Genomic DNA, 19,084 nt, shown 5'->3' on the forward strand with positions numbered 1-19,084 from the left:
TTGATGTAAGGACAATGCTTTTGGGCTGGATAAACTTTATGTCTGAGTAGGTTCCGTACATCCTGCAAGGGAAGGTCTGACAGCATTTTGCGCCACTAACAGCCTTTGTCATTTACCCCAGTAGAATTTTTTTCACAGCCATATAATGTTTTGATGCCATACACTTTAAATCTTTGTCAGTGTTTTGATCCAATTTTTATTTACTGAGCAAGGAGTTCAAACCATTTTTTGATTTGTTGAAAATTGAAGATTATAGAGTTTGCCGTCTTGAATAATCATCGCAAGTGTTATGTTGTAGGGTATTAACATAGGAAAAAATCAATGTTTAAACACCAAATCGCCGGTTTTGCGGTCGCTATAGCCTCTATCGCCACCACGAGTATTGCTCAAGACAGCGCCCAGTTGTCAGTGGGAATGGCCTATATAAGTAGCGCTTCACCTTATCAGGGTGTAGCGTCATCGTCGCGTGTCATGCCATCTTTGTCATTTGAAAGCGGTGATCTAAAGCTAAGCGTTCAGGACGGTATTTCGTATCGGGTTTTCGCCGCGGGTGAAAATCAAATTAGGGTTAATTTGGCCCCTAATTTTCAACCCTACAAAAGCTCAGATTCGTCCACGCTAAGCGCAATGGATCGCGATATGAGCGTTGATGGTGTGGTTGCCGGGTCGTTTGAAATTGCCAGAGGGTCAACATTACGCCTAAAGGCTTCCACCGACCTCAGCAATAAGTTCAATGGCCATTTGGTGGATGTATCGTTCAGTCAATTCATTCCTTTGGGTGGGATACCAACTATCTTTTCACTGGGTAGCAAATGGTATGATAGCAAACGGTCCCAATATGATTATGGTGTATATGCCTCTGAAGTGGTCGCTGGCCGCGCTGAATATGCGCCCGGCGCTGTTGCTGTGACGTATTTATCAGTGAATTCATTCATGACTGTGACTGATAATATTAGCGCATTTGTTAATATATCAGCAAATTTGCTTCCTAAAGAAATCACCAACAGCCCGATTGTAAGCCAAGAAAGCACGGTGAGTACTGTTGTGGGATTATCTTACAGCTTTTGACAGTACAAAATCTATTCCTGCCTCGGTAAAATCGGGGCGAGTTAGGTTCATAGCGAGATCATTGGATCACTCAAGTGGTGATAAATTCTGTTGAGTTGTGACAGATAATTATCTAGCTTTGAATGGCCTTGTTTTTGAGTAAGGGGTTTTCTAATGCGTTGTTATTTCGTTGCAATTATTCTGTGGGCCTTTGCTGTTCCTCTGTTGGCACAGGATTTCAATACCGGTATGGCGGCATATAAATCGGGGGATTTATCGACCGCTTTAGAAGAATGGGAGCCTTTGGCAGAAGAGGGTAATGCCTTTGCGCAATTCAATCTTGGTATCATGTATGACTATGATATCGGTGATTATAAAAAAGCTGTCAAATGGTACGGTTTAAGCGCTGCGCAGGGGCTTAATGCGGCCCAATTTAATCTTGGTGTGATGTATGATTATGGCTATGGTGTCGCCCAAGATTTTATCTTGGCCTATCTGTGGTTCGATTTGGCAGGCGTTAATGGCCATAAGGATGGCTTTAAAAATAGAGACGTAATTGCCCAAAAGATGAGTGACGAAGATATCTCACAAGCCCAAACTATAGCTGTGAAATGTTTGGATAGTGCTTACCAAGACTGTGGGTATGAACCATAGAAAATCATATTTAGCTTAGTCACCACAGCAAATGTGATTAATGCGTGTCATTGCCTTCGGCGTATAATATTGAACTCTGCAATTGGTTGCCACGCCCGCTTCTAAACAAAGGGAAACAATGAAAGAATTAGCTAGCTCTCAACGGAAAAGTATTCTGATCAGAGGCCTTCAAATGGCAGTGATCGGCATAATTTTCAACTTAGGCATCACCGTATTGACGTTCTTAGCCATTATTCAATTTTTCTGGATGCTTTTTACACAAGATAAAAATAAACTCATTGCCAATTTGGGTGCGAGCTTGAAGATATGGTTTGGTGGCGCAACAGAGTTTTTGTTGGGCACAAGTGATACAAAACCATTTCCGTGGTCTGCCATGGAATGAGCGTTGAGCATGTGCATAAGATAAGAGTGTTTTTAAAATATATTAAAGGCAAACGCAGGGACACTTGGTATGCGACTGGAAAAGATTAACTATCTGCTTAAACTGCTCTTGATCAGTATCCCGCTTGTGTTCTGTTTTATGGGAGAGGCTATGGCTTATGAAGAACCTGAATACCTGCTTGTAAAACGTACTGATTTCTATGAGATCAGGCTGTACGAAGATAGGCTTGCTGTTCAAACCCATCAAAGTTCAGGCGAAGATAGAGCTTTCGGGCGCTTGTTTAGGTATATCTCGGGTTCGAACCAAAGCGCTTCGAAAATCGCAATGACAACCCCCGTCATCCAATCCGATGATGGCAGCGGTTTGGTGATGCATTTTTTCCTCCCCAAGTCTTACTCGGCGCAAACAGCCCCAACGCCACGGGCTGATAATGTTACGCTGGTCACGGTAAAAGGCGGATATTATGCGGTTCTTAAGTATTCGGGTCGTTCTAATAATGAAAACCACCGCAAGCATACGGCGGCACTCAAAGAGGCGTTGGATCAAGATAGTGTAACCATCCAAGGGGTGGCTATTCGCGCCACCTATAATGGACCTTTTACCCCGTTTTTTTTGCGCAGGAACGAAGCAATGTTTCGTGTGAAGTGGGAATAGCCGCCGTGAGGCAGACCTGTGAAATGTATCAAATACCGGCCGGCGAGTTTGCTAAAGGTTTGCCGCATAATTCAAAATAAACCAATTTAATAACTTAAAACCAAGGGTTTGTTTAATATATCAATGAATAGTAATTACCTGAGCAGTAGATTATGCGCCAACTACACCAATATCTGGAGAATTGAATGCTGTATGAAAAGATGTTTAACGCTTGGGACAGTTTGGACGTTGAAACCTTTCTAAGCTGTTTTCATGAAGAGTATGAGTTTATCTGGCATTCAACGGGAAAGGTGACCAATTTACAAAATACGGATTGGGACCGGTTGGCGGCGCTCATGTCTGCCTCTGATATTGAAAGCCGCAGGTGTATTTATGAAAATGATGACATTATGATTGCCCATTCTATTGCCACCTATGCAAACGGCAGCCGTGATGCAGTGATGGCGGTCTATTTGAAAAAAGATGGTCTGATCTTTAAACAGGAAACCGGCGCGACGCCTCTTTCTGCAAAAGAATAAATCCATGTGCAATATAGCGAAAGCTTTTCGGTTTATTCCAACACTCTGACATTGTTTGATTTTCTTCTGCGCTCACTTACAAATCTTCATGCAACATAATTTGACGCCATAATTTACCATCTTTTTTTAAACAGGTCAGGGTGACTTTCCGCTTATAATCGGGTGCTGTAACGCAATGTTCCCAAGAAACGACCTTGTCGTCCTCATAAAGGATTTTTCTGTCTGAAGACTTAAATTTTCCACCAGCAAAATCTTCCTGCATATGCTTTATAAATTCGTCTCTGGTCAGCATTTCTGTTTCCCGAAGATACATGTAATCTTCATGGAACATGTCATTGACCATAGATAGATCACCCCAATCAGTGGATTGATCTAAAAATTCAGTCATTTTCATTTTATGTCCCCTCAGATTTTTCGAATTTCAAAAAACGCTTGTGCAAATGTTATTCAAAGAAGACTATAAATACAAAGTATAAATATAATAGCCGACCACAGGCAGTGGTTTATGAGTAGAGTACTGTATCGATTTTGTTGCGCGTTTTTTCGTGGAGCATAAGAGGCAGCAGAAGCGATAGTCCTTTATTGGACCAAGGATGGAGCACACCCAAGATGTTTGGCCGCAAGGATGACAGCGAAGATAAAATAGCTCCGTTTAGGGTCTTGAATCTGAAAGGTGTATCACAGTTTTTTTACCAAAAATCTAATCTTGTAACTGGCGTTTCGCTTACTGCAATTTTTGTCGGTTACCTCTTGTTCGTGATGATGGGCAAAGGTGCAGGCTTTGAAGTGGCCGATAGCAATATTAGATCGCTTGGCACGTCGTTTGGCTTTGATCAATTGGATGTGATCGCATTTTTAGCCATTCGCAGCGATGAAATGATCACTGCGTATATCACCTTTAACCAAGTTTGGGATGTACTGTTTGGACTGATTTATGGGCTGATGTACATAGTGTGGGTATCGGTATTGTTCAAACCCCTATCCCAAAAGGCAGGTCGTTTAAACTTGGTGCCATTCCTTCAGGTAATTTTCGACTGGCTTGAAAACTATCAACTAGCCTTGCTCTCAAAACAGTACTTGGCAGATGGCATGATTTCTATGTCAAACGCTCAACTGGCCTCGGTTTTCTCTGTGATCAAATGGGGCTGTTCCGGTCTTACATATATTTTGATTTTCACTGGAATTGTTTTGATGGTCATGCGCGTACTTTTGAATAAAAATTAACAAGCGTGACCAAAGCAAACTATCCTGATAGAATATAATTAAATCCAACAGATATAAAAATTAAGAGGACCAAATGCGTATTATTTTAATTGCCTTAGCGATAGTATCTGCTTCGCAAGCCGTCGCTGAAAGTCCCATGCAAAAAGCTTATCCTCATGATGTTTGTGAAAAAATCTCTGGAACCATTGATTTCCTTTTGGATCTTAGTGCAAAGCATTGGGATGAGTTGGGCAAACAGCCAGAAAATGAAAAGGTGGCGCTAAAGTTAAGTTGGACAGTGGACTTGGCTGCAAATTATACAACCATTTACACCGCTTTTTGTGAGCACAGTGACTAAATCAGTCGTATTTTCTAGTTATTCCCAATTTGAAACTTCTGATTTGTATCTTTTCAATGATAGTAAAAGCTGGCCAAGGGTCGCAACAATAGGACTTGTATAAGAAAACTCTAGGCGTTTTTGGCCAAATACTCCGCATATAAGGCATGCGGATTTAATCCGCATAGTAAAACGCTGAGGAGTGGTTTTGATTAATGATTCCCTAAACAGGGCCATTATTGCGGTAATTGGCATAAAGTGAAGTCTGCAAAATTCATCGAAATCTAACTTTAAACAAAGCTGGAGTACGCACATCAAAAGCGTCATAAGTACATGTTTTAATGAAAGAATATAAAGTGGCAGCCCGTAGGGGAATCGAACCCCTCTTTCCAGGTTGAAAACCTGGCGTCCTAACCGATAGACGAACGGGCCACAGCTTGGTAGTGAGCCGTCTTCTAGGCAAAGCCAGTCGAGCTTGCAAGTGGAAAATCTGCCTCAAAGTGCGATTTTTTGTCATCAAGAGAACGTGGCGCGTCCAAGCCGCAAATCTTTATCTAATGTATCAAGCTGTAGCAGCATCTTCTAGGCGAAGTTGAACTGATTGCCGGCCACGCCATGTGTTAATTTCAAGCCGTCCAGCAAGGTGAAACCGCGCCCCGCCATGATTTTGCAATGCCGGTCCGAGCGGGCCGTCAAATGCGCCAAAAGAAATAGCATCGATTGGGGTACCGGTTTCGCTGCCAAAGCTAATTTTGAGATGGTTTTCCCCCACGCGTTTGGCAAATTTGATTGCCATATCGGCAAAGGCAAACCTTGGGCCGGCAGCGCCTGCGCCAAAGGGGCCTGCGCGGTCCAGTTGCTCGATCAACTCGACATTGGCCGCAGTGGGCATCAGCATAGAATCAAGATGTAAATCCGCAGGGCCAAGCGCGTCGCTGCCCTGCGCCTTAAGCAACTGTGCAAGGCGTGCCATCGCGGGTTCAAGTTGATCACGCGACAAGGACAAACCGGCTGCCATTTTATGGCCACCGCCTTTTTGCAAAAGGCCGTCGGCCGCCAGCCTTTGGATTTGAACGCCAAGGTCGATCCCACTGACTGAACGGCCCGAGCCTTTCCCGATATCTCCATCAAAACCGATCACAATGGCTGGCCGGTTGCTGGCTTCTTTGAGCCGCGCGGCAACAATGCCAACAACACCGGGATGCCAGCCGTCACCTGCAGCCCAAACCAAGGGCTGATCAAAGCCGCGTTCGGCGGCTTGCTCAAGGGCAACGCTTTGAACTTGGTTTTCTATGGCGCGGCGCTCGACATTTAATTGATCAAGGCGGTCGGCCAGCGGCTGCGCTTCACTTAGGTGGGATGCGGTGAGCAACCGCACACCAAGATCGGCCTGACCGATCCGCCCACCGGCATTGATCCGCGGTCCAAACACATAGCCAAGGTGATAACTGCTCGGGGTGCTGTCAATCCGTGCACAATCTGCAAGCGCCACCAAACCCGGGCGGGCCCGCTGCGCCATTACCTTAAGCCCTTGGTGCACAAAGGCCCGATTAACGCCGATCAGCGGGGCAACATCGGCCACAGTGGCCAATGCCACCAAATCCAGCATGGACATCAATTCGGGACCATCTTTGCCTGCACTGCGCAATTGCCGGCGGCACTCGACAAGGCATAAAAATACTACTGCGGCTGCGCAAAGATGCCCAAGGTCGGCGGTTTCATCTTGGCGGTTAGGATTAACAACTGCCAAACAGTCGGGCAGAGTTTCGGCCCCCAGATGGTGATCAAGCACAATCACATCTGCCGGTTTCGCCGCCTCTATAGGTGCGTGGCTGAGGGTGCCACAATCTACGCAGATGATGAGGCTGTGGGCGGACGCCAGTTTTTGCATGGCGGCCGTGTTCGGGCCATAGCCTTCATCAATCCGGTCTGGAACATACAGTGTCGGGGTACAGCCAAAATGGCGAAGCCAAAGGCAAAGCAGCGCCGCCGAAGTTGCCCCGTCAACATCGTAATCCGCAAATATAGCAATTTTTTCCCCACTGCTGACCGCCGCGATAAGCCGCGCACTGGCTTTGCTCATATCCCGAAGGCTTTGTGGGTCCGGCATCAAGTGGCGCAATTGCGGGGTTAAATAGGCCTCGGCTTCATCGCTCGGCACGCCAAGACGGGACAGCGTTGCACAAAGCGCCTGCGGCAAAGCGGTGCTCTGGGTCATCGCTTCGGTGCTGCGCAAAAGCGCCGCTGAGGGGCCCACCCACCTGCGCCCGGTTAGGGATGTAGATACACCTAGAAAGTCCAATATCCCTCCCATTATCAGTGGCTCTGGGCCACAGGCCTTTTTGGGTTATGCCGGTCTTTTAGTCGGGTTGCGGTAGCGCATGCGCCGGACCGATCCGGTTTTTGAGCGCATTAAGATGGTTTCCGTTGTCAAAAATCCAACTTCGCGTTTGATCCCTGGCAGCAACGAGCCGCCGGTCACGCCGGTGGCGGCAAAAATCACGTCTTGGGTGACCATATCATCTCGGGTGTAAATTCTGTCGAAATCTGTAATCCCGGCTTTGGCGGCGCGGCCTTTTTCATCGCCGTTGCGAAACAGGAGCCGGCCATAAATCTGCCCGCCCATGCATTTGAGCGCCGCCGCCGCCAGCACGCCTTCAGGAGCGCCTCCGGCCCCCATATACATGTCAATGCCGGTGATTTGCGGCTCTGCACAGTGCATCACCCCCGCCACATCGCCGTCTGTGATCAGCCGGATTGATGCGCCCGTGGCCCGAACTTCTTCAATCATGTCTTCATGGCGCGGGCGTTCAAGAATGCACACGGTAATATCTTTGATGCCGCAATTTTTGGCCTTGGCCAAAGCTGAAACCCGTTGGCTGGGCGTCATATCTAAGGTGACAGTATCAGGTGCAAAACCCGGCCCAATAGCGAGTTTTTCCATATAGACATCTGGGGCGTGAAGCATAGAGCCCCGTGGGCCCATGGCAATCACGGTGAGGGCATTGGGCATATCTTTGGCGGTCAGCGTTGTGCCTTCCAAAGGGTCCAGGGCGATATCCACGCCGGGTCCATTTCCGGTGCCAACCTCTTCACCGATAAAAAGCATCGGCGCTTCGTCGCGCTCGCCTTCGCCGATCACAACGACGCCGGCAATATCAAGCATATTTAACTGTTCGCGCATCGCATTTACCGCTGCCTGATCAGCGGCTTTTTCATCTCCGCGTCCGACCAAGTCCGCCGAGGCAATAGCTGCTGCTTCAGAGACCCGCGCCAAACCCAATGATAACATCCGGTCACTGAAATCGACTTTAGCTGATGACATAATGAAATTCCTTAATATGTTTTACTGTAATCTCGCAACACTAGACCTCTTCGATCCGCAATGCCACTGGAGTGCCTTGTATGACATCGGTTTTGGGTAAAGCCGCCAGAGCGCCATCCAGCGCTTTGCGCTGTGCTTTATGCGTGACAATAAGCACCGGAGCGTTTGCATCGGCATGGCCGTATTGCCGCATCCGGTCAATTGAAACCCCCCATTCGCCCAGCACGGCCGCAACTTTTGCCAAAGCGCCGGGTTTATCTAGAAGATGCATTCGTAAATAAAACGGTGCCGGTGTTTGCGATTTTGAGGTGGCTGGCTGTGTGAGTTGCGTTGCAGGTTGCCCAAAAGTGCTGATCCGCGTGCCGCGGGCGATATCGGCAATATCCGACAGAACTGCGCTGGCGGTTGGTCCTTCGCCTGCACCGGCTCCCCGTAGGACAATTTGGCCCACGTTGTCGCCTTCGAGCACCACCATATTTGTGCCGCCTTCAAGTTGACCAAGCGGTGAATTGGCCGGCACCAGACAGGGTGACATGCGCTGCTCTAATCCGCGGCCGGTCATTTCGGCCACGCCAAGCAGTTTGATCCGGAACCCCATATCAGCCGCTCGATGAATGTCATCGATTGAAATGGATCCGATACCTTCGGTTTCCACCGCATCAAAATTCACTTGCGATGCAAAAGCGATTGAGGACAGCAGGGACAGTTTATGCGCTGCGTCGATCCCGCCAACATCCAAATTTGGGTCAGCCTCCAGATAGCCAAGCGCATCCGCTTCGGCGAATACCTCGTCATAGCTCAGTCCGCTGGCCTGCATACGGGTAAGGATATAATTACAAGTGCCGTTCATCACCCCCATAACCCGCGTGATTTCATTACCCGCCAAAGCTTCTGTCAGGGATTTAATCACTGGAATACCACCCGCAACCGCAGCTTCAAACCGTAGAACAGCATCGGCGTTTTCTGCTTGCGTGGCTAAGGCGTGGCCGTGATGGGCAAGCAAGGCTTTATTTGCGGTTACGACATCTTTGCCGCCGGACAGAGCCGCTTCGGTTGCGGCTTTTGCTGGCCCATCGTGGCCGCCCATAAGTTCGACAAATACATCGACATCATCGCGCTGGGCCAAGGCGACAGGGTCGCTTTCCCACGCATATCCTTCCAACGGCACGCCCCGATCTTTGTCGCGGCTGCGTGCAGAGATGGCGCTTATTGTAATCGGCCGTCCGGTTCGCTGCTCTAACAGTGAAGCTTTTTGGCGGATGATTTTCACCACGCCGATGCCTACGGTTCCCAGTCCTGCTATCCCCAGACGTAAAGGGTGCGTCATCAAAGCCTCCGTTGCTACCAGCCATGCTTACCGCGATGTAGCGAGTTCACAGCTTTTGTGCAACGGTCGTCAGTAAAATACGGCCAATTAAACCAACGCAGAGGGTACTTTTATCTGAACGTATGTTCATATAGTATAAACCTATGGCACGCACGACGGGATCACATTCACAAAAAACTGGACCAAGGGTGACACAAGCAGCCCAGAGTCTGTTTGCCCAATATGGCTATGCGGCGGTCTCGATGCGCCAGATTGCAGCCGAGGTTGGTGTGCAGGTTGGTGCGCTTTATAATTACACGCCTGACAAGCAGTCGCTTTTATTTACGTTGATGCAAGAGCATATGAGCGGCTTGCTGGCAGCTTGGAGAATGCAGCAAGGGCCGGAAAATAGCACTGCTTTGCAGGGTCTACTGGCATTTGTTGACTGCCATCTGCGCTATCATCTGCCCCGGTCCGAGGCGGTCTTTATTGCATATATGGAATTACGCAACCTCACGGCAGATAACTTTGATCATCTAGAAAAGATGCGCAAAAGCTATGAAGACGCGTTAGAGGCCATTATTAAAAAGGGCATGCAAACCGGCGAGTTTGAGGTTGCTGATAGCAAAATTGTGACCTTGGCCATTATTGGAATGCTCAAAGAGGTGAGCACATGGTATCGGCCTGATGGGCGGTTGACCGAAGAGGCACTGATCGAAAGATACCAAACAATGGCCCGCCAGCTTGTTGGCGCAGGGGCTCATTCGTAAACGCAAATGATACGCAAAATATAAACGGTATATTTTGTTGGCCTGATGCAAGGGCTATGCAGCCTTGTACTGCTATGTTTTGGATCAGCCTTTAGGTGGCTAACTCGGTTCTGTTATGTCGCAATCGGGCAGGATGCAGAGGAAAAGCTGTGCCAACTTTCCAAAAAAATAACATAGGACATGAAAAATGCGCGTTGGATTTATTGGTCTTGGGAATGTGGGCGGTAAACTCTCGGGAAGTTTGCTTAGAAATGGTACTGAACTGGCGGTGCATGATCTAAACCCAAAGTTAGTTGCCGATTTTGTTGACCGCGGCGCCGTTGCGGGCGGATCGGCTTCCCAATTGATGCAAAGCTGCGATGTGGTGATCACCTGCCTGCCAAGCCCAGCGGCCTCTGCCGCGGTGATGGATGAGATGTTGCCGCAAGTGACGGCAGGTAAAATCTGGCTTGAGATGTCGACTACGGATGAGGCCGAGGTAAAGCGCTTGGGCGCGGCGGTAATTGCTGCCGGCGGCGCTGCAGTTGACTGTCCTGTGTCTGGTGGATGTCACCGCGCTGATACCGGCAATATAAGCATTTTTACCGGTTGTGAGCGTGATACATTTGAACGTATTTTGCCGCTACTGACAAAAATGGGGCGGCGTATTTTGCATACGGGGGAGTTGGGCTCGGCCAGTGTGCTGAAAGTGATTACAAACTTTATGGCCACCGCCAATTTGGTATCCTGCGCCGAAGCGCTGACGGTTGCCAAAGCTGCGGGGATGAACCTTAATGTGGCTTATGAAGCGTTGAAAATCTCTTCGGGAACTTCTTTTGTGCATGAAACCGAAAGTCAGGTTATCCTTAACGGTAGCCGCGATATTTCCTTCACAATGGATTTGGTGGCTAAAGACATCGGTCTGTTTCAAGAGCTGGCAGATCGCGCCCAAGTGCCGCTTGAATTGAACCCGCTGTTGATCGCGATTTTTCAAGATGGAATAAGCCGCTTTGGACCGCGCGAGCTGTCGCCAAATATTATCAAACGGCTGGAAGAAGCTACCGGACTAAGCATCCAAGCGCCCGGGTTTCCGGCTGAGATGGTCGATGACGAACCGGAGGAGCCGGGATATGAGGTAAAAGTCAACTGACCTTAGGTCTGTAAAGGTTTTGCGGGTCTAACCTGCAGTATCTCGGTATCATCCTCCTTTAACTGTATGAAAAACGCATTTTTTTTAACCTTATTGCTAAAAATATGATCTAACCTGCAGCGAGTCGTGCCGAATTGTGCCGCGTCCCTTGCGGCTGTTTCAAATGGAGAAAAAAGCGATGAAACCTGCGAATGAGCCCAGTTTTAGAGAGAGTGTTGATTTGATGTTTAGCCGTGCTGTGCGGTTGATGGATTTACCTCCGGGGTTGGAACAGAAAATTAGAGTGTGCAACGCTACATATACAGTGAGGTTTGGGGTGCGGCTCAGGGGGCAGATCCAAACATTTACCGGATATCGGGCGGTGCATTCGGAACATATGGAACCGGTCAAGGGAGGTATTCGCTACGCCGAGGCTGTCAATCAGGATGAAGTAGAAGCGCTTGCCGCTTTGATGACCTATAAATGTGCGCTGGTTGAGGCGCCGTTTGGCGGATCAAAAGGCGGGCTTTGCATCAACCCGCGTGACTATGAGGAACATGAACTTGAGCTCATCACACGGCGCTTTGCCTATGAGCTGATCAAGCGCGATCTGATCAATCCAAGCCAGAATGTACCTGCGCCTGATATGGGCACGGGCGAGCGGGAAATGGCATGGATTGCCGATCAATTTGCGCGCATGAACACCACCGATATCAATGCCCGGGCCTGTGTGACCGGAAAGCCGTTGAATGCGGGCGGTATTGCCGGGCGGGTCGAGGCCACCGGCCGCGGCGTTCAATATGCGCTGCAAGAATTTTTCCGCGAACCAAAAGATATGGCCAAAGCCGGTCTTTCCGGAACGCTTGACGGCAAAAGGGTGGTAGTGCAAGGGCTTGGAAATGTGGGCTATCATGCGGCTAAATTTCTGCAAGAAGAAGATGGCGCGCGCATTACCGGAATAATCGAACGCGATGGCGCTTTGGTTAGCGACAGCGGCCTTGATGTCGAGGCTGTACGCAACTGGATAATCGAACATGGCGGCATTACCGGATACCCTGACGCCACCTTTGTTGCCGAGGGTGCTCAGGTGCTTGAGCAGGAGTGTGATATTTTGATCCCGGCAGCGCTGGAAGGAGTGATCAATCTAGAAAATGCGGCAAATATCAAAGCCCCGCTGATTATTGAAGCTGCCAATGGGCCGGTAACTGCCGGGGCAGATGATATTTTACGAGAAAAAGGCTGTGTCATTATCCCAGATATGTATGCCAATGCCGGCGGTGTGACCGTGTCCTATTTTGAATGGGTCAAAAACCTAAGCCATATTCGTTTTGGCCGCATGCAGCGGCGTCAGGAAGAGTCCCGTCAGGAATTGGTGGTCCGCGAATTTGAAAGCCTATCGCAAGCCATGGGCGACAGTTGGAGCCTGTCGCCGGGTTTTAAACAGCGCTATTTGCGCGGCGCAGGCGAATTGGAACTGGTGCGCTCAGGCCTTGATGATACCATGAGATCATCTTTCCAAGCCATGCGCGAAACCTGGCATGGCCGCGAAGATGTCACCGATCTACGCACCGCCGCCTATCTGGTTTCAATCGGCAAGGTGGCGGCAAGTTATCAAACCAAAGGATTGTAACGCTTAAATAGTATATAAGTGAGAAAGGATTGATCTGCGCCATGTCCGGATTTGTAACGCAGGCCGAGTTTGAAGCTGCACAGAAAATTGTTTACCGGCACATAAACCCGACACTTCAGCACGTTTGGCCAATCTTAGCAGACGAAATGGACTGCGAGCTGTGGGTTAAACATGAAAACCACACGCCGCTTGGGGCCTTTAAAATGCGTGGCGGCCTGGTCTATATGCATGGCCGTGCCCAGGCTGGCCTTGGCAATGGTGTGATAACGGCCTCAACCGGCAATCATGGCCAGTCTATCCCCTATGCTGCCGCACAACATGACATTCCGTCCGTGGTTGTGGTGCCTACCAATAACCCGCGCGATAAAAACAACGCAATCCGGGCACTGGGCGCTGAATTGGTCGAGGTGGGCCATGATTTTGATCAATCTAAAATAACTGCTGAGCAACTGGCCCAAAGCCGAGATCTGCATATGGTTCCATCCTTTCACCGCGCCCTTGTCCAAGGGGTCAGCACTTATGCCCATGAGCTATTTTCAGAAGCAGGTGAGCTGGATGCGGTTTATGTACCCATCGGTCTGGGCTCTGGCATTTGTGGGGTGATGGCGGTGCGGGATCTTTTGGGACTTAAAACCCAAGTGATCGGAGTGGTCTCTGAACGGGCCAATGCCTATCGGCTGTCAGTCGAGGCTGGAAAGCCAGTGGCAACAAATGCCGCGAATAGTTTTGCTGAAGGGATTGCAGTGCGTGCACCGCACCCTGAAGCCTTAGCCGCAATCAAAGCAGGCGCAGAGCGTGTCATAGAGGTCAGCGAAGATATGATTGCCGAAGCGATACGGCTTTTGTTTCGCGCAACCCACAACGTGGCAGAAGGTGCTGGCGCGGCGGCTTTGGCCGGTTTAATGAGCGAAAAGGCGAAAATGGCCAATAAACGTATTGGCGTGATATTATGTGGTGGTAATATAGACGCAGATAAATTCGCAGATGTGCTGGGTGGAAATACGCCGGTTCCGGGGTAGGCAAACAGCGATGGGAAGAAAAAGGGTGGCCAATGATGCGGTTTTCCGCTTGGGAAGTGCTAAAGCAGGGTCTGTCAGGTAATAAAGGCTGGACGCCGCATTGGCGCAGCCCTGATCCTCAAAGCAGCTATGATGTGATAATCATTGGCGGCGGCGGCCATGGTCTATCAACAGCCTATTATCTTGCAAAAAACCATGGTTTAACCAATGTTGCGGTGCTCGAAAAAGGGCATCTGGGCAGCGGTAACATTGGCCGCAATACCACCATTGTGCGTGCCAATTATATGCTGCCGGGAAATTCTGAATTTTACAGCCATTCGTTAAAATTATGGGAAGGTTTGGAGCCTGAGCTAAACTACAACGTGATGCATTCGCAGCGCGGCCAAATCGCGCTTTTCCATTCTGATGGGCAACGCGATGCCGCCGTCCGGCGCGCAAACGCCATGATCAACCGCGGCGACGAAGCAGAAATGCTCAGCCAGCCTGATCTGCGCAAAATGCTGCCTTATCTGAATTATGATAATGCACGCTTTCCAATATATGGTGGTATTTTACAGCGCCGCGCAGGCACAGCGCGCCATGATGCTGTCGCATGGGGCTATGCGCGCGGAGCAGATAGTCGCGGCGTTGATCTTATTCAAAACTGCGAAGTGACAGGCATTGATATTGAAAATGGTGTGGTTAAAGGCGTTCAAACCACGCGCGGTGCGATCCGCGCCAAAAAAGTCGCTATTGTGGTGGCGGGCCGCTCTAGTCAAGTGGCCGCGCTGGCTGGTATGAAATTGCCAATCGAAAGCCACATCTTGCAGGCATTCGTGACCGAGGGATTAAAGCCCTGCATTGATCATGTGGTCAGCTTCGGCATGGGGCATTATTATATCAGCCAGTCGGATAAAGGCGGGCTCGTTTTTGGCGGAAACCTCGACTATTATGCCTCATATGCATCGCGGGGCAATTTGCCGATGAAAGAGCATGTGATGGAGGCTGCCATGGCCTTGATGCCGATGATAGGCAAGGCAAAAGTGCTGCGCTCATGGGGCGGCATTATGGATATGTCGCCCGATGGCAGCCCAGTGATTGATAAAACCCACATTGAGGGGCTCTATTTGAATTGCGGCTGGTGCTACGGCGGCTTTAAGGCTGTTCCCGGATCGGGCTATAGCTTTGCCCATTTGCTGGCTACGGATAAACACCATGACACTGCCGCTAAATTCCGGCTGGACCGTTTTAAATCCGGATACGGGTTGATGGACGAAGAAGGCACCGGATCGCAGCATAATCTGCATTGAGGACGTTATGATCAAAATGCTTGGATATCACGGCCAAACACCAGCGCAGCGCCATAGAGCAAAATCGAGGACAGCATGAGAATTCCCTGTCCCGAATGCGGACCTCGTGATCGGCGCGAGTTCTATTATCAAGGCGCGGCTACCGCTTTAGAGCGCCCAGAGGCCGACGCCGATGATGCAGCATGGGATGCGTATTTGCACATCCGCGATAACCCGGCCGGGGAAACCCGTGATTTGTGGTACCATCAGGCAGGCTGCGGCCGTTGGCTTGTGGTGCGCCGCAATACTGTAACCCATGAGGTGCTCGGCGCCGAGTTGGCGCTTGCGCACCCCAAGGCCAAGGATGACAGCGCATGAGGGTGAAAAGCGCAGGTCAAATTGATCGCAGCCGTCCGTTGAAGTTTAGCTTTGACGGGGTTAGCTATAGCGGATTTTCCGGGGATACTTTGGCCTCGGCGCTGCTGGCCAATGATGTGCGTCTGATCGGCCGGTCCTTTAAATATCATCGCCCGCGCGGGGTTCTAACGGCGGGCAGCGAAGAGCCGAACGCCTTGGTCACCCTGCGCCGAGGCCAAAACCAAGACCCCAATATCCGCGCCACCCAGCAAGAGCTTTACGGCGGGCTTGAAGCACTTAGCCAAAACCGCTGGCCCAGCTTGAATTATGATCTTTTGTCGATAAATGATCTGGTCGCGCCGTTTATATCGGCCGGTTTTTATTACAAAACCTTCATGTGGCCGAAAGCCTTTTGGGAACGGGTTTATGAGCCGTTGATCCGCCGCGCTGCCGGGCTTGGGGCCTTGAACGGCGCGCCGGATACTGACCGCTATGAGCAAGCCTTTGCGTTTTGCGATCTTTTGGTGATCGGCGCCGGTCCGGCGGGGTTGATGGCTGCGCTCAATGCGGCGCGCTCGGGGCTTGAAGTGATCCTTGCTGATGAAGACAGCCGCTTTGGCGGCCGCCTGAACAGTGAAACTTACGACATTGGCGGCGCTGCCGGGGCAGATTGGGCAGCGCAGGTCACAGCAGAGCTAAAAGAGATGCCAAATGTGCGTCTTATGCCACGCACCACGGTGACGGGCGCCTATGATCAGGGCACGTTTGGCGCGCTTGAGCGGGTCGCGCAGCATTTGCCTTCCGGGCAAGGCGATCTGCCCGAGGCCTGCTTTTGGCGGATTGTGTGCCGCCGCTCGATTTTGGCGGCTGGCGCGTTAGAGCGCGGCATTGCTTTTGCCAATAATGACCGGCCCGGCGTGATGATGGCCTCGGCGGTGCGCAGCTATGTGAACCGCTACGGTGTCGCGCCCGGCAAGGCGGTGGTTATCTTTGGCAACAATGATAATGCCGCGCGCACGGCAAAGGACCTTGCCGCCGCCGGCGTGCAGATTGCCGCCTATGTTGAGGCCCGCGAAAGCGCGCCGATCACAGGCGATTTCCCGATCTACACCAATGCGCAGATTTGCAACACCACCGGACGGCACGGGCTGGACGGGGTTACCCTGCGCCACGCGGGCGGCGAGACCAAGCTTGCGGCGGATTGTTTGGCCATGAGCGGCGGATGGAACCCCACGGTGCATCTAAGCTGCCACATGGGCGGTCGACCGGTTTGGGAGGATGGCCTCCAGGCGTTTCTGCCGGCCAAAGATGCAGTGCCGGGCATGCTTTATGCCGGATCAACCGCCGGGGCGATGTCAACCCAAGCCTGCCTGCGATCAGGCCTGCAAGCCGCCGCGCAGGCAATCCGCGATCTTGGCAAAACACCAGCAAAGCAAAAGATGCCTCAGGCCGAAGATGAAGCATATGCGGTCACTGCACTGTGGTCAGTGCCCGGAAAAGCCCGCGCTTGGCTCGATTTTCAAAATGATGTAACCACCAAGGATGTGGCGCAGTCGGCGCAGGAAGGCTTTGCCTCGGTCGAGCATATGAAACGCTACACTACCCAAGGCATGGCCCCCGATCAGGGCAAAAATTCAAATGTAGCAGCTTTGGCGGTTTTGGCAGATGCCACTGGCCAAAGTATTGCGGGCACAGGCACCACCACGTTCCGCCCGCCCTATACGCCGGTTGCCATTGCTGCCATGGGCGCATCTGGCGTCGGCAAAGGCTTTGCCCCCGAGCGGATCAGCGCGGCGCAGAAAGCCATTGAGGAACGCGGCGCGCCGCTGATTGAGGCCGGGCTCTGGTACCGGCCAAGCTATTTTCCGCAGCCTGGCGAAACCACATGGCGGCAATCGTGCGACCGTGAGGTTGCGATGGTGCGCACATCGGTCGGGGTCTGCGATGTCTCTACGCTGGGCAAGATAGACATTCAGGGATCCGATGCCGGTAAGCTGCTTGATCTTGTTTACACAAACCGGTTTTCAACATTGAAAGAGCGCCGCGTGCGCTATGGTTTGATGCTGCGCGAAGACGGCTTCGTGATGGATGATGGAACCACGGCGCGGCTTGGATCAGAGCATTATGTGATGACCACCACCACGGCTGCCGCAGGCGATGTGATGCGGCATCTTGAATTTGTGCATCAAGGCCTGCATCCCAACTGGGATATCAACCTGATGTCTGTCACCGAGAACTGGGCGCAATTTGCCATTGCTGGACCAGACGCCAAAGCGCTGATCGACGGGCTGCTCGATACGCCACTAGATCCGAAAAGCTGGCCTTTCATGAGTTGCGGCACTGTCAATATAATGGGGGTCAAAGCCCGGCTGTTCCGGATTTCCTTTAGCGGCGAGCTTGGCTACGAGCTGGCAGTTCCGGCGCGTTATGGCGACAGCCTATTTCGCATTTTGCTGGCGCGGGCCGAAGAAATGGGCGGCGGCGCCTACGGTATGGAGGCGCTGAATGTTTTGCGCATCGAAAAAGGCTTTATCACCCATGCCGAAATTGATGGCCGGATCACGGCCTTTGATATTGGGTTTGACAAGATGATCAGCGACGACAAAGATTGTATCGGCAAAGCCGCAGCGCAGCGCCCGGGTCTGCGCGATCCAGAGCGTGAGCGGCTTGTGGGGCTAAAACCTGTGGGCGCGGTCAAACAACTGACCGCTGGCGCCCACCTTTTTGCTGCCGATGATGCGGCTGTTAGCGATCATGATCAGGGATACATTACATCGGTGGGATTTTCCCCGACCTTGGGGCATTATCTGGGCTTGGGCTTTTTGAAAAATGGCCCCGAGCGGATTGGTGAAACCATCAAAATGGTGGATCATATGCGCCAGATTGAAACTTTATGCGAAGTGATCCCCCCCGTGGCCTTTGATCCAGAAGGAGGGCGCACGCGTGCTTAGCCTGACTGCAAAATCAGCCTGTGATGGGCTTTTGCCACTGACCATAGGCTCAGTATCGGTGGTGGAAATGAGTTCGGCGGTCATTACCGCGCTGGGCTGCCGCACAGATCAGCAAAAAGCACTTTCCTCGGCCCTGAAAACACACCATGGACTGGCGCTTCCAGCCACGCAAAGGGCAACAGGAAAAGCCTCGGCGCGTTGCTTGTGGTATGGCGCGCAATATCTTTTGATCGGTCCAAAACCGCATCCGGCCTTGGCCAAAACCGCCGCCCTAGTGGATCAGTCAGACGGCTTTGCGGCGATCACACTCAAAGGCACGCACAGCCGAGAGGTGCTCGCAAGACTGGTTCCAATTGATCTTAGCCCTGCTGTGTTCAAACAGGGCCATAGCGCCCGCAGCCTGTTGCAGCATATCCATATCTCCATCACGCGCGTTTCCAAAGATGGGTTTTTAATTCTGGCGCCGCGCTCGATGGCGGGAACACTGATCAAGGATTTGAAGTCAGCGATGCAAACTGTGGCGGCGCGGGATACGCTTTGAACGGCTTTTGGTTT

General features: G+C 51.2%; 19 protein-coding genes and 1 tRNA gene. 15 read left to right on the forward strand and 5 right to left on the reverse strand.

All coding sequences use genetic code 11. The features are described 5' to 3' along the window. Positions 1–321: 321 nt before the first annotated feature. The 5 genes from GN278_06230 (at position 322) to GN278_06250 (ending at position 3,255) form a co-directional block, all read left to right on the forward strand. The gene (locus GN278_06230; GenBank protein ID XAT60453.1) at positions 322–1,068 is read left to right on the forward strand and encodes a hypothetical protein; all 747 of its coding nucleotides are present in this window, start codon (positions 322–324) and stop codon (positions 1,066–1,068) included. Between the two features lie 153 nt (positions 1,069–1,221). Next, positions 1,222–1,701, forward strand: a complete 480-nt coding sequence (locus GN278_06235; GenBank protein ID XAT60454.1) for a sel1 repeat family protein — start codon at positions 1,222–1,224, stop codon at positions 1,699–1,701. A gap of 118 nt (positions 1,702–1,819) precedes the next feature. Then, positions 1,820–2,083: a DUF4389 domain-containing protein gene (locus GN278_06240; protein ID XAT60455.1), complete on the forward strand. Its 264-nt coding sequence runs from the start codon at positions 1,820–1,822 to the stop codon at positions 2,081–2,083. Positions 2,084–2,176: 93 nt separating this feature from the next. Further along, positions 2,177–2,737, forward strand: coding sequence for a heme-binding protein (locus GN278_06245; protein ID XAT62567.1), 561 nt, complete (start codon positions 2,177–2,179; stop codon positions 2,735–2,737). A gap of 185 nt (positions 2,738–2,922) precedes the next feature. Continuing rightward, on the forward strand, positions 2,923–3,255 hold the full coding sequence (locus GN278_06250; protein ID XAT60456.1) for a nuclear transport factor 2 family protein: 333 nt from the start codon (positions 2,923–2,925) through the stop codon (positions 3,253–3,255). A gap of 76 nt (positions 3,256–3,331) precedes the next feature. On the opposite strand, the gene GN278_06255 is transcribed toward GN278_06250, so the two are convergent. Beyond that, complete coding sequence (locus GN278_06255) at positions 3,332–3,649, reverse strand: hypothetical protein (protein XAT60457.1); 318 nt, start codon at positions 3,647–3,649, stop codon at positions 3,332–3,334. A gap of 215 nt (positions 3,650–3,864) precedes the next feature. Between GN278_06255 and GN278_06260 the strand changes: the two genes are divergently transcribed. Continuing rightward, the gene (locus GN278_06260; GenBank protein XAT60458.1) at positions 3,865–4,479 is read left to right on the forward strand and encodes a hypothetical protein; all 615 of its coding nucleotides are present in this window, start codon (positions 3,865–3,867) and stop codon (positions 4,477–4,479) included. Between the two features lie 73 nt (positions 4,480–4,552). Next, positions 4,553–4,816 (forward strand): hypothetical protein, encoded by a 264-nt coding sequence (locus tag GN278_06265; protein ID XAT60459.1) that lies wholly within the window; start codon positions 4,553–4,555, stop codon positions 4,814–4,816. A 336-nt stretch (positions 4,817–5,152) separates the two neighbouring features. Here the strand turns inward: GN278_06265 and GN278_06270 are convergent. The 4 genes from GN278_06270 to GN278_06285 all read right to left on the reverse strand — a co-directional run bounded on the left by GN278_06270 (position 5,153) and on the right by GN278_06285 (position 9,447). Continuing rightward, positions 5,153–5,227: transfer RNA gene (locus tag GN278_06270), tRNA-Glu, on the reverse strand. A 130-nt stretch (positions 5,228–5,357) separates the two neighbouring features. Next, entirely contained in the window at positions 5,358–7,097 is a 1,740-nt protein-coding gene (gene recJ / locus GN278_06275) for a single-stranded-DNA-specific exonuclease RecJ (protein ID XAT60460.1), read from the reverse strand. Between the two features lie 45 nt (positions 7,098–7,142). After that, positions 7,143–8,120: a class II fructose-bisphosphatase gene (glpX, locus tag GN278_06280; GenBank protein XAT60461.1), complete on the reverse strand. Its 978-nt coding sequence runs from the start codon at positions 8,118–8,120 to the stop codon at positions 7,143–7,145. Between the two features lie 40 nt (positions 8,121–8,160). Next, complete coding sequence (locus GN278_06285) at positions 8,161–9,447, reverse strand: homoserine dehydrogenase (protein ID XAT60462.1); 1,287 nt, start codon at positions 9,445–9,447, stop codon at positions 8,161–8,163. A gap of 143 nt (positions 9,448–9,590) precedes the next feature. Between GN278_06285 and GN278_06290 the strand changes: the two genes are divergently transcribed. The 8 genes from GN278_06290 to GN278_06325 all read left to right on the forward strand — a co-directional run bounded on the left by GN278_06290 (position 9,591) and on the right by GN278_06325 (position 19,070). Beyond that, positions 9,591–10,196 carry a TetR family transcriptional regulator gene (locus GN278_06290; GenBank protein ID XAT60463.1) on the forward strand — a complete coding sequence of 202 codons (606 nt, stop codon included), beginning with the start codon at positions 9,591–9,593 and terminating at the stop codon, positions 10,194–10,196. Between the two features lie 187 nt (positions 10,197–10,383). Further along, a complete protein-coding gene (locus GN278_06295) occupies positions 10,384–11,325 on the forward strand; it encodes an NAD-binding protein (GenBank protein ID XAT60464.1) in 942 nt (313 codons plus the stop codon). A 178-nt stretch (positions 11,326–11,503) separates the two neighbouring features. Continuing rightward, positions 11,504–12,934 carry a glutamate dehydrogenase gene (locus tag GN278_06300; GenBank protein ID XAT60465.1) on the forward strand — a complete coding sequence of 477 codons (1,431 nt, stop codon included), beginning with the start codon at positions 11,504–11,506 and terminating at the stop codon, positions 12,932–12,934. A 41-nt stretch (positions 12,935–12,975) separates the two neighbouring features. After that, positions 12,976–13,953: a threonine dehydratase gene (locus GN278_06305; GenBank protein XAT60466.1), complete on the forward strand. Its 978-nt coding sequence runs from the start codon at positions 12,976–12,978 to the stop codon at positions 13,951–13,953. Positions 13,954–13,988: 35 nt separating this feature from the next. Next, positions 13,989–15,242: a sarcosine oxidase subunit beta family protein gene (locus tag GN278_06310; protein XAT62568.1), complete on the forward strand. Its 1,254-nt coding sequence runs from the start codon at positions 13,989–13,991 to the stop codon at positions 15,240–15,242. A 75-nt stretch (positions 15,243–15,317) separates the two neighbouring features. Further along, a complete protein-coding gene (locus tag GN278_06315; protein ID XAT60467.1) occupies positions 15,318–15,599 on the forward strand; it encodes a sarcosine oxidase subunit delta in 282 nt (93 codons plus the stop codon). After that, positions 15,596–18,529: a sarcosine oxidase subunit alpha family protein gene (locus GN278_06320; GenBank protein XAT60468.1), complete on the forward strand. Its 2,934-nt coding sequence runs from the start codon at positions 15,596–15,598 to the stop codon at positions 18,527–18,529. The genes GN278_06315 and GN278_06320 overlap by 4 nt, the downstream gene beginning before the upstream one ends. After that, the gene (locus GN278_06325) at positions 18,522–19,070 is read left to right on the forward strand and encodes a sarcosine oxidase subunit gamma (GenBank protein XAT60469.1); all 549 of its coding nucleotides are present in this window, start codon (positions 18,522–18,524) and stop codon (positions 19,068–19,070) included. The genes GN278_06320 and GN278_06325 overlap by 8 nt, the downstream gene beginning before the upstream one ends. Positions 19,071–19,084 lie beyond the last annotated feature (14 nt).

This window comes from Rhodobacteraceae bacterium Araon29 (assembly GCA_039640505.1).
GTDB lineage: Bacteria > Pseudomonadota > Alphaproteobacteria > Rhodobacterales > Rhodobacteraceae > CABZJG01.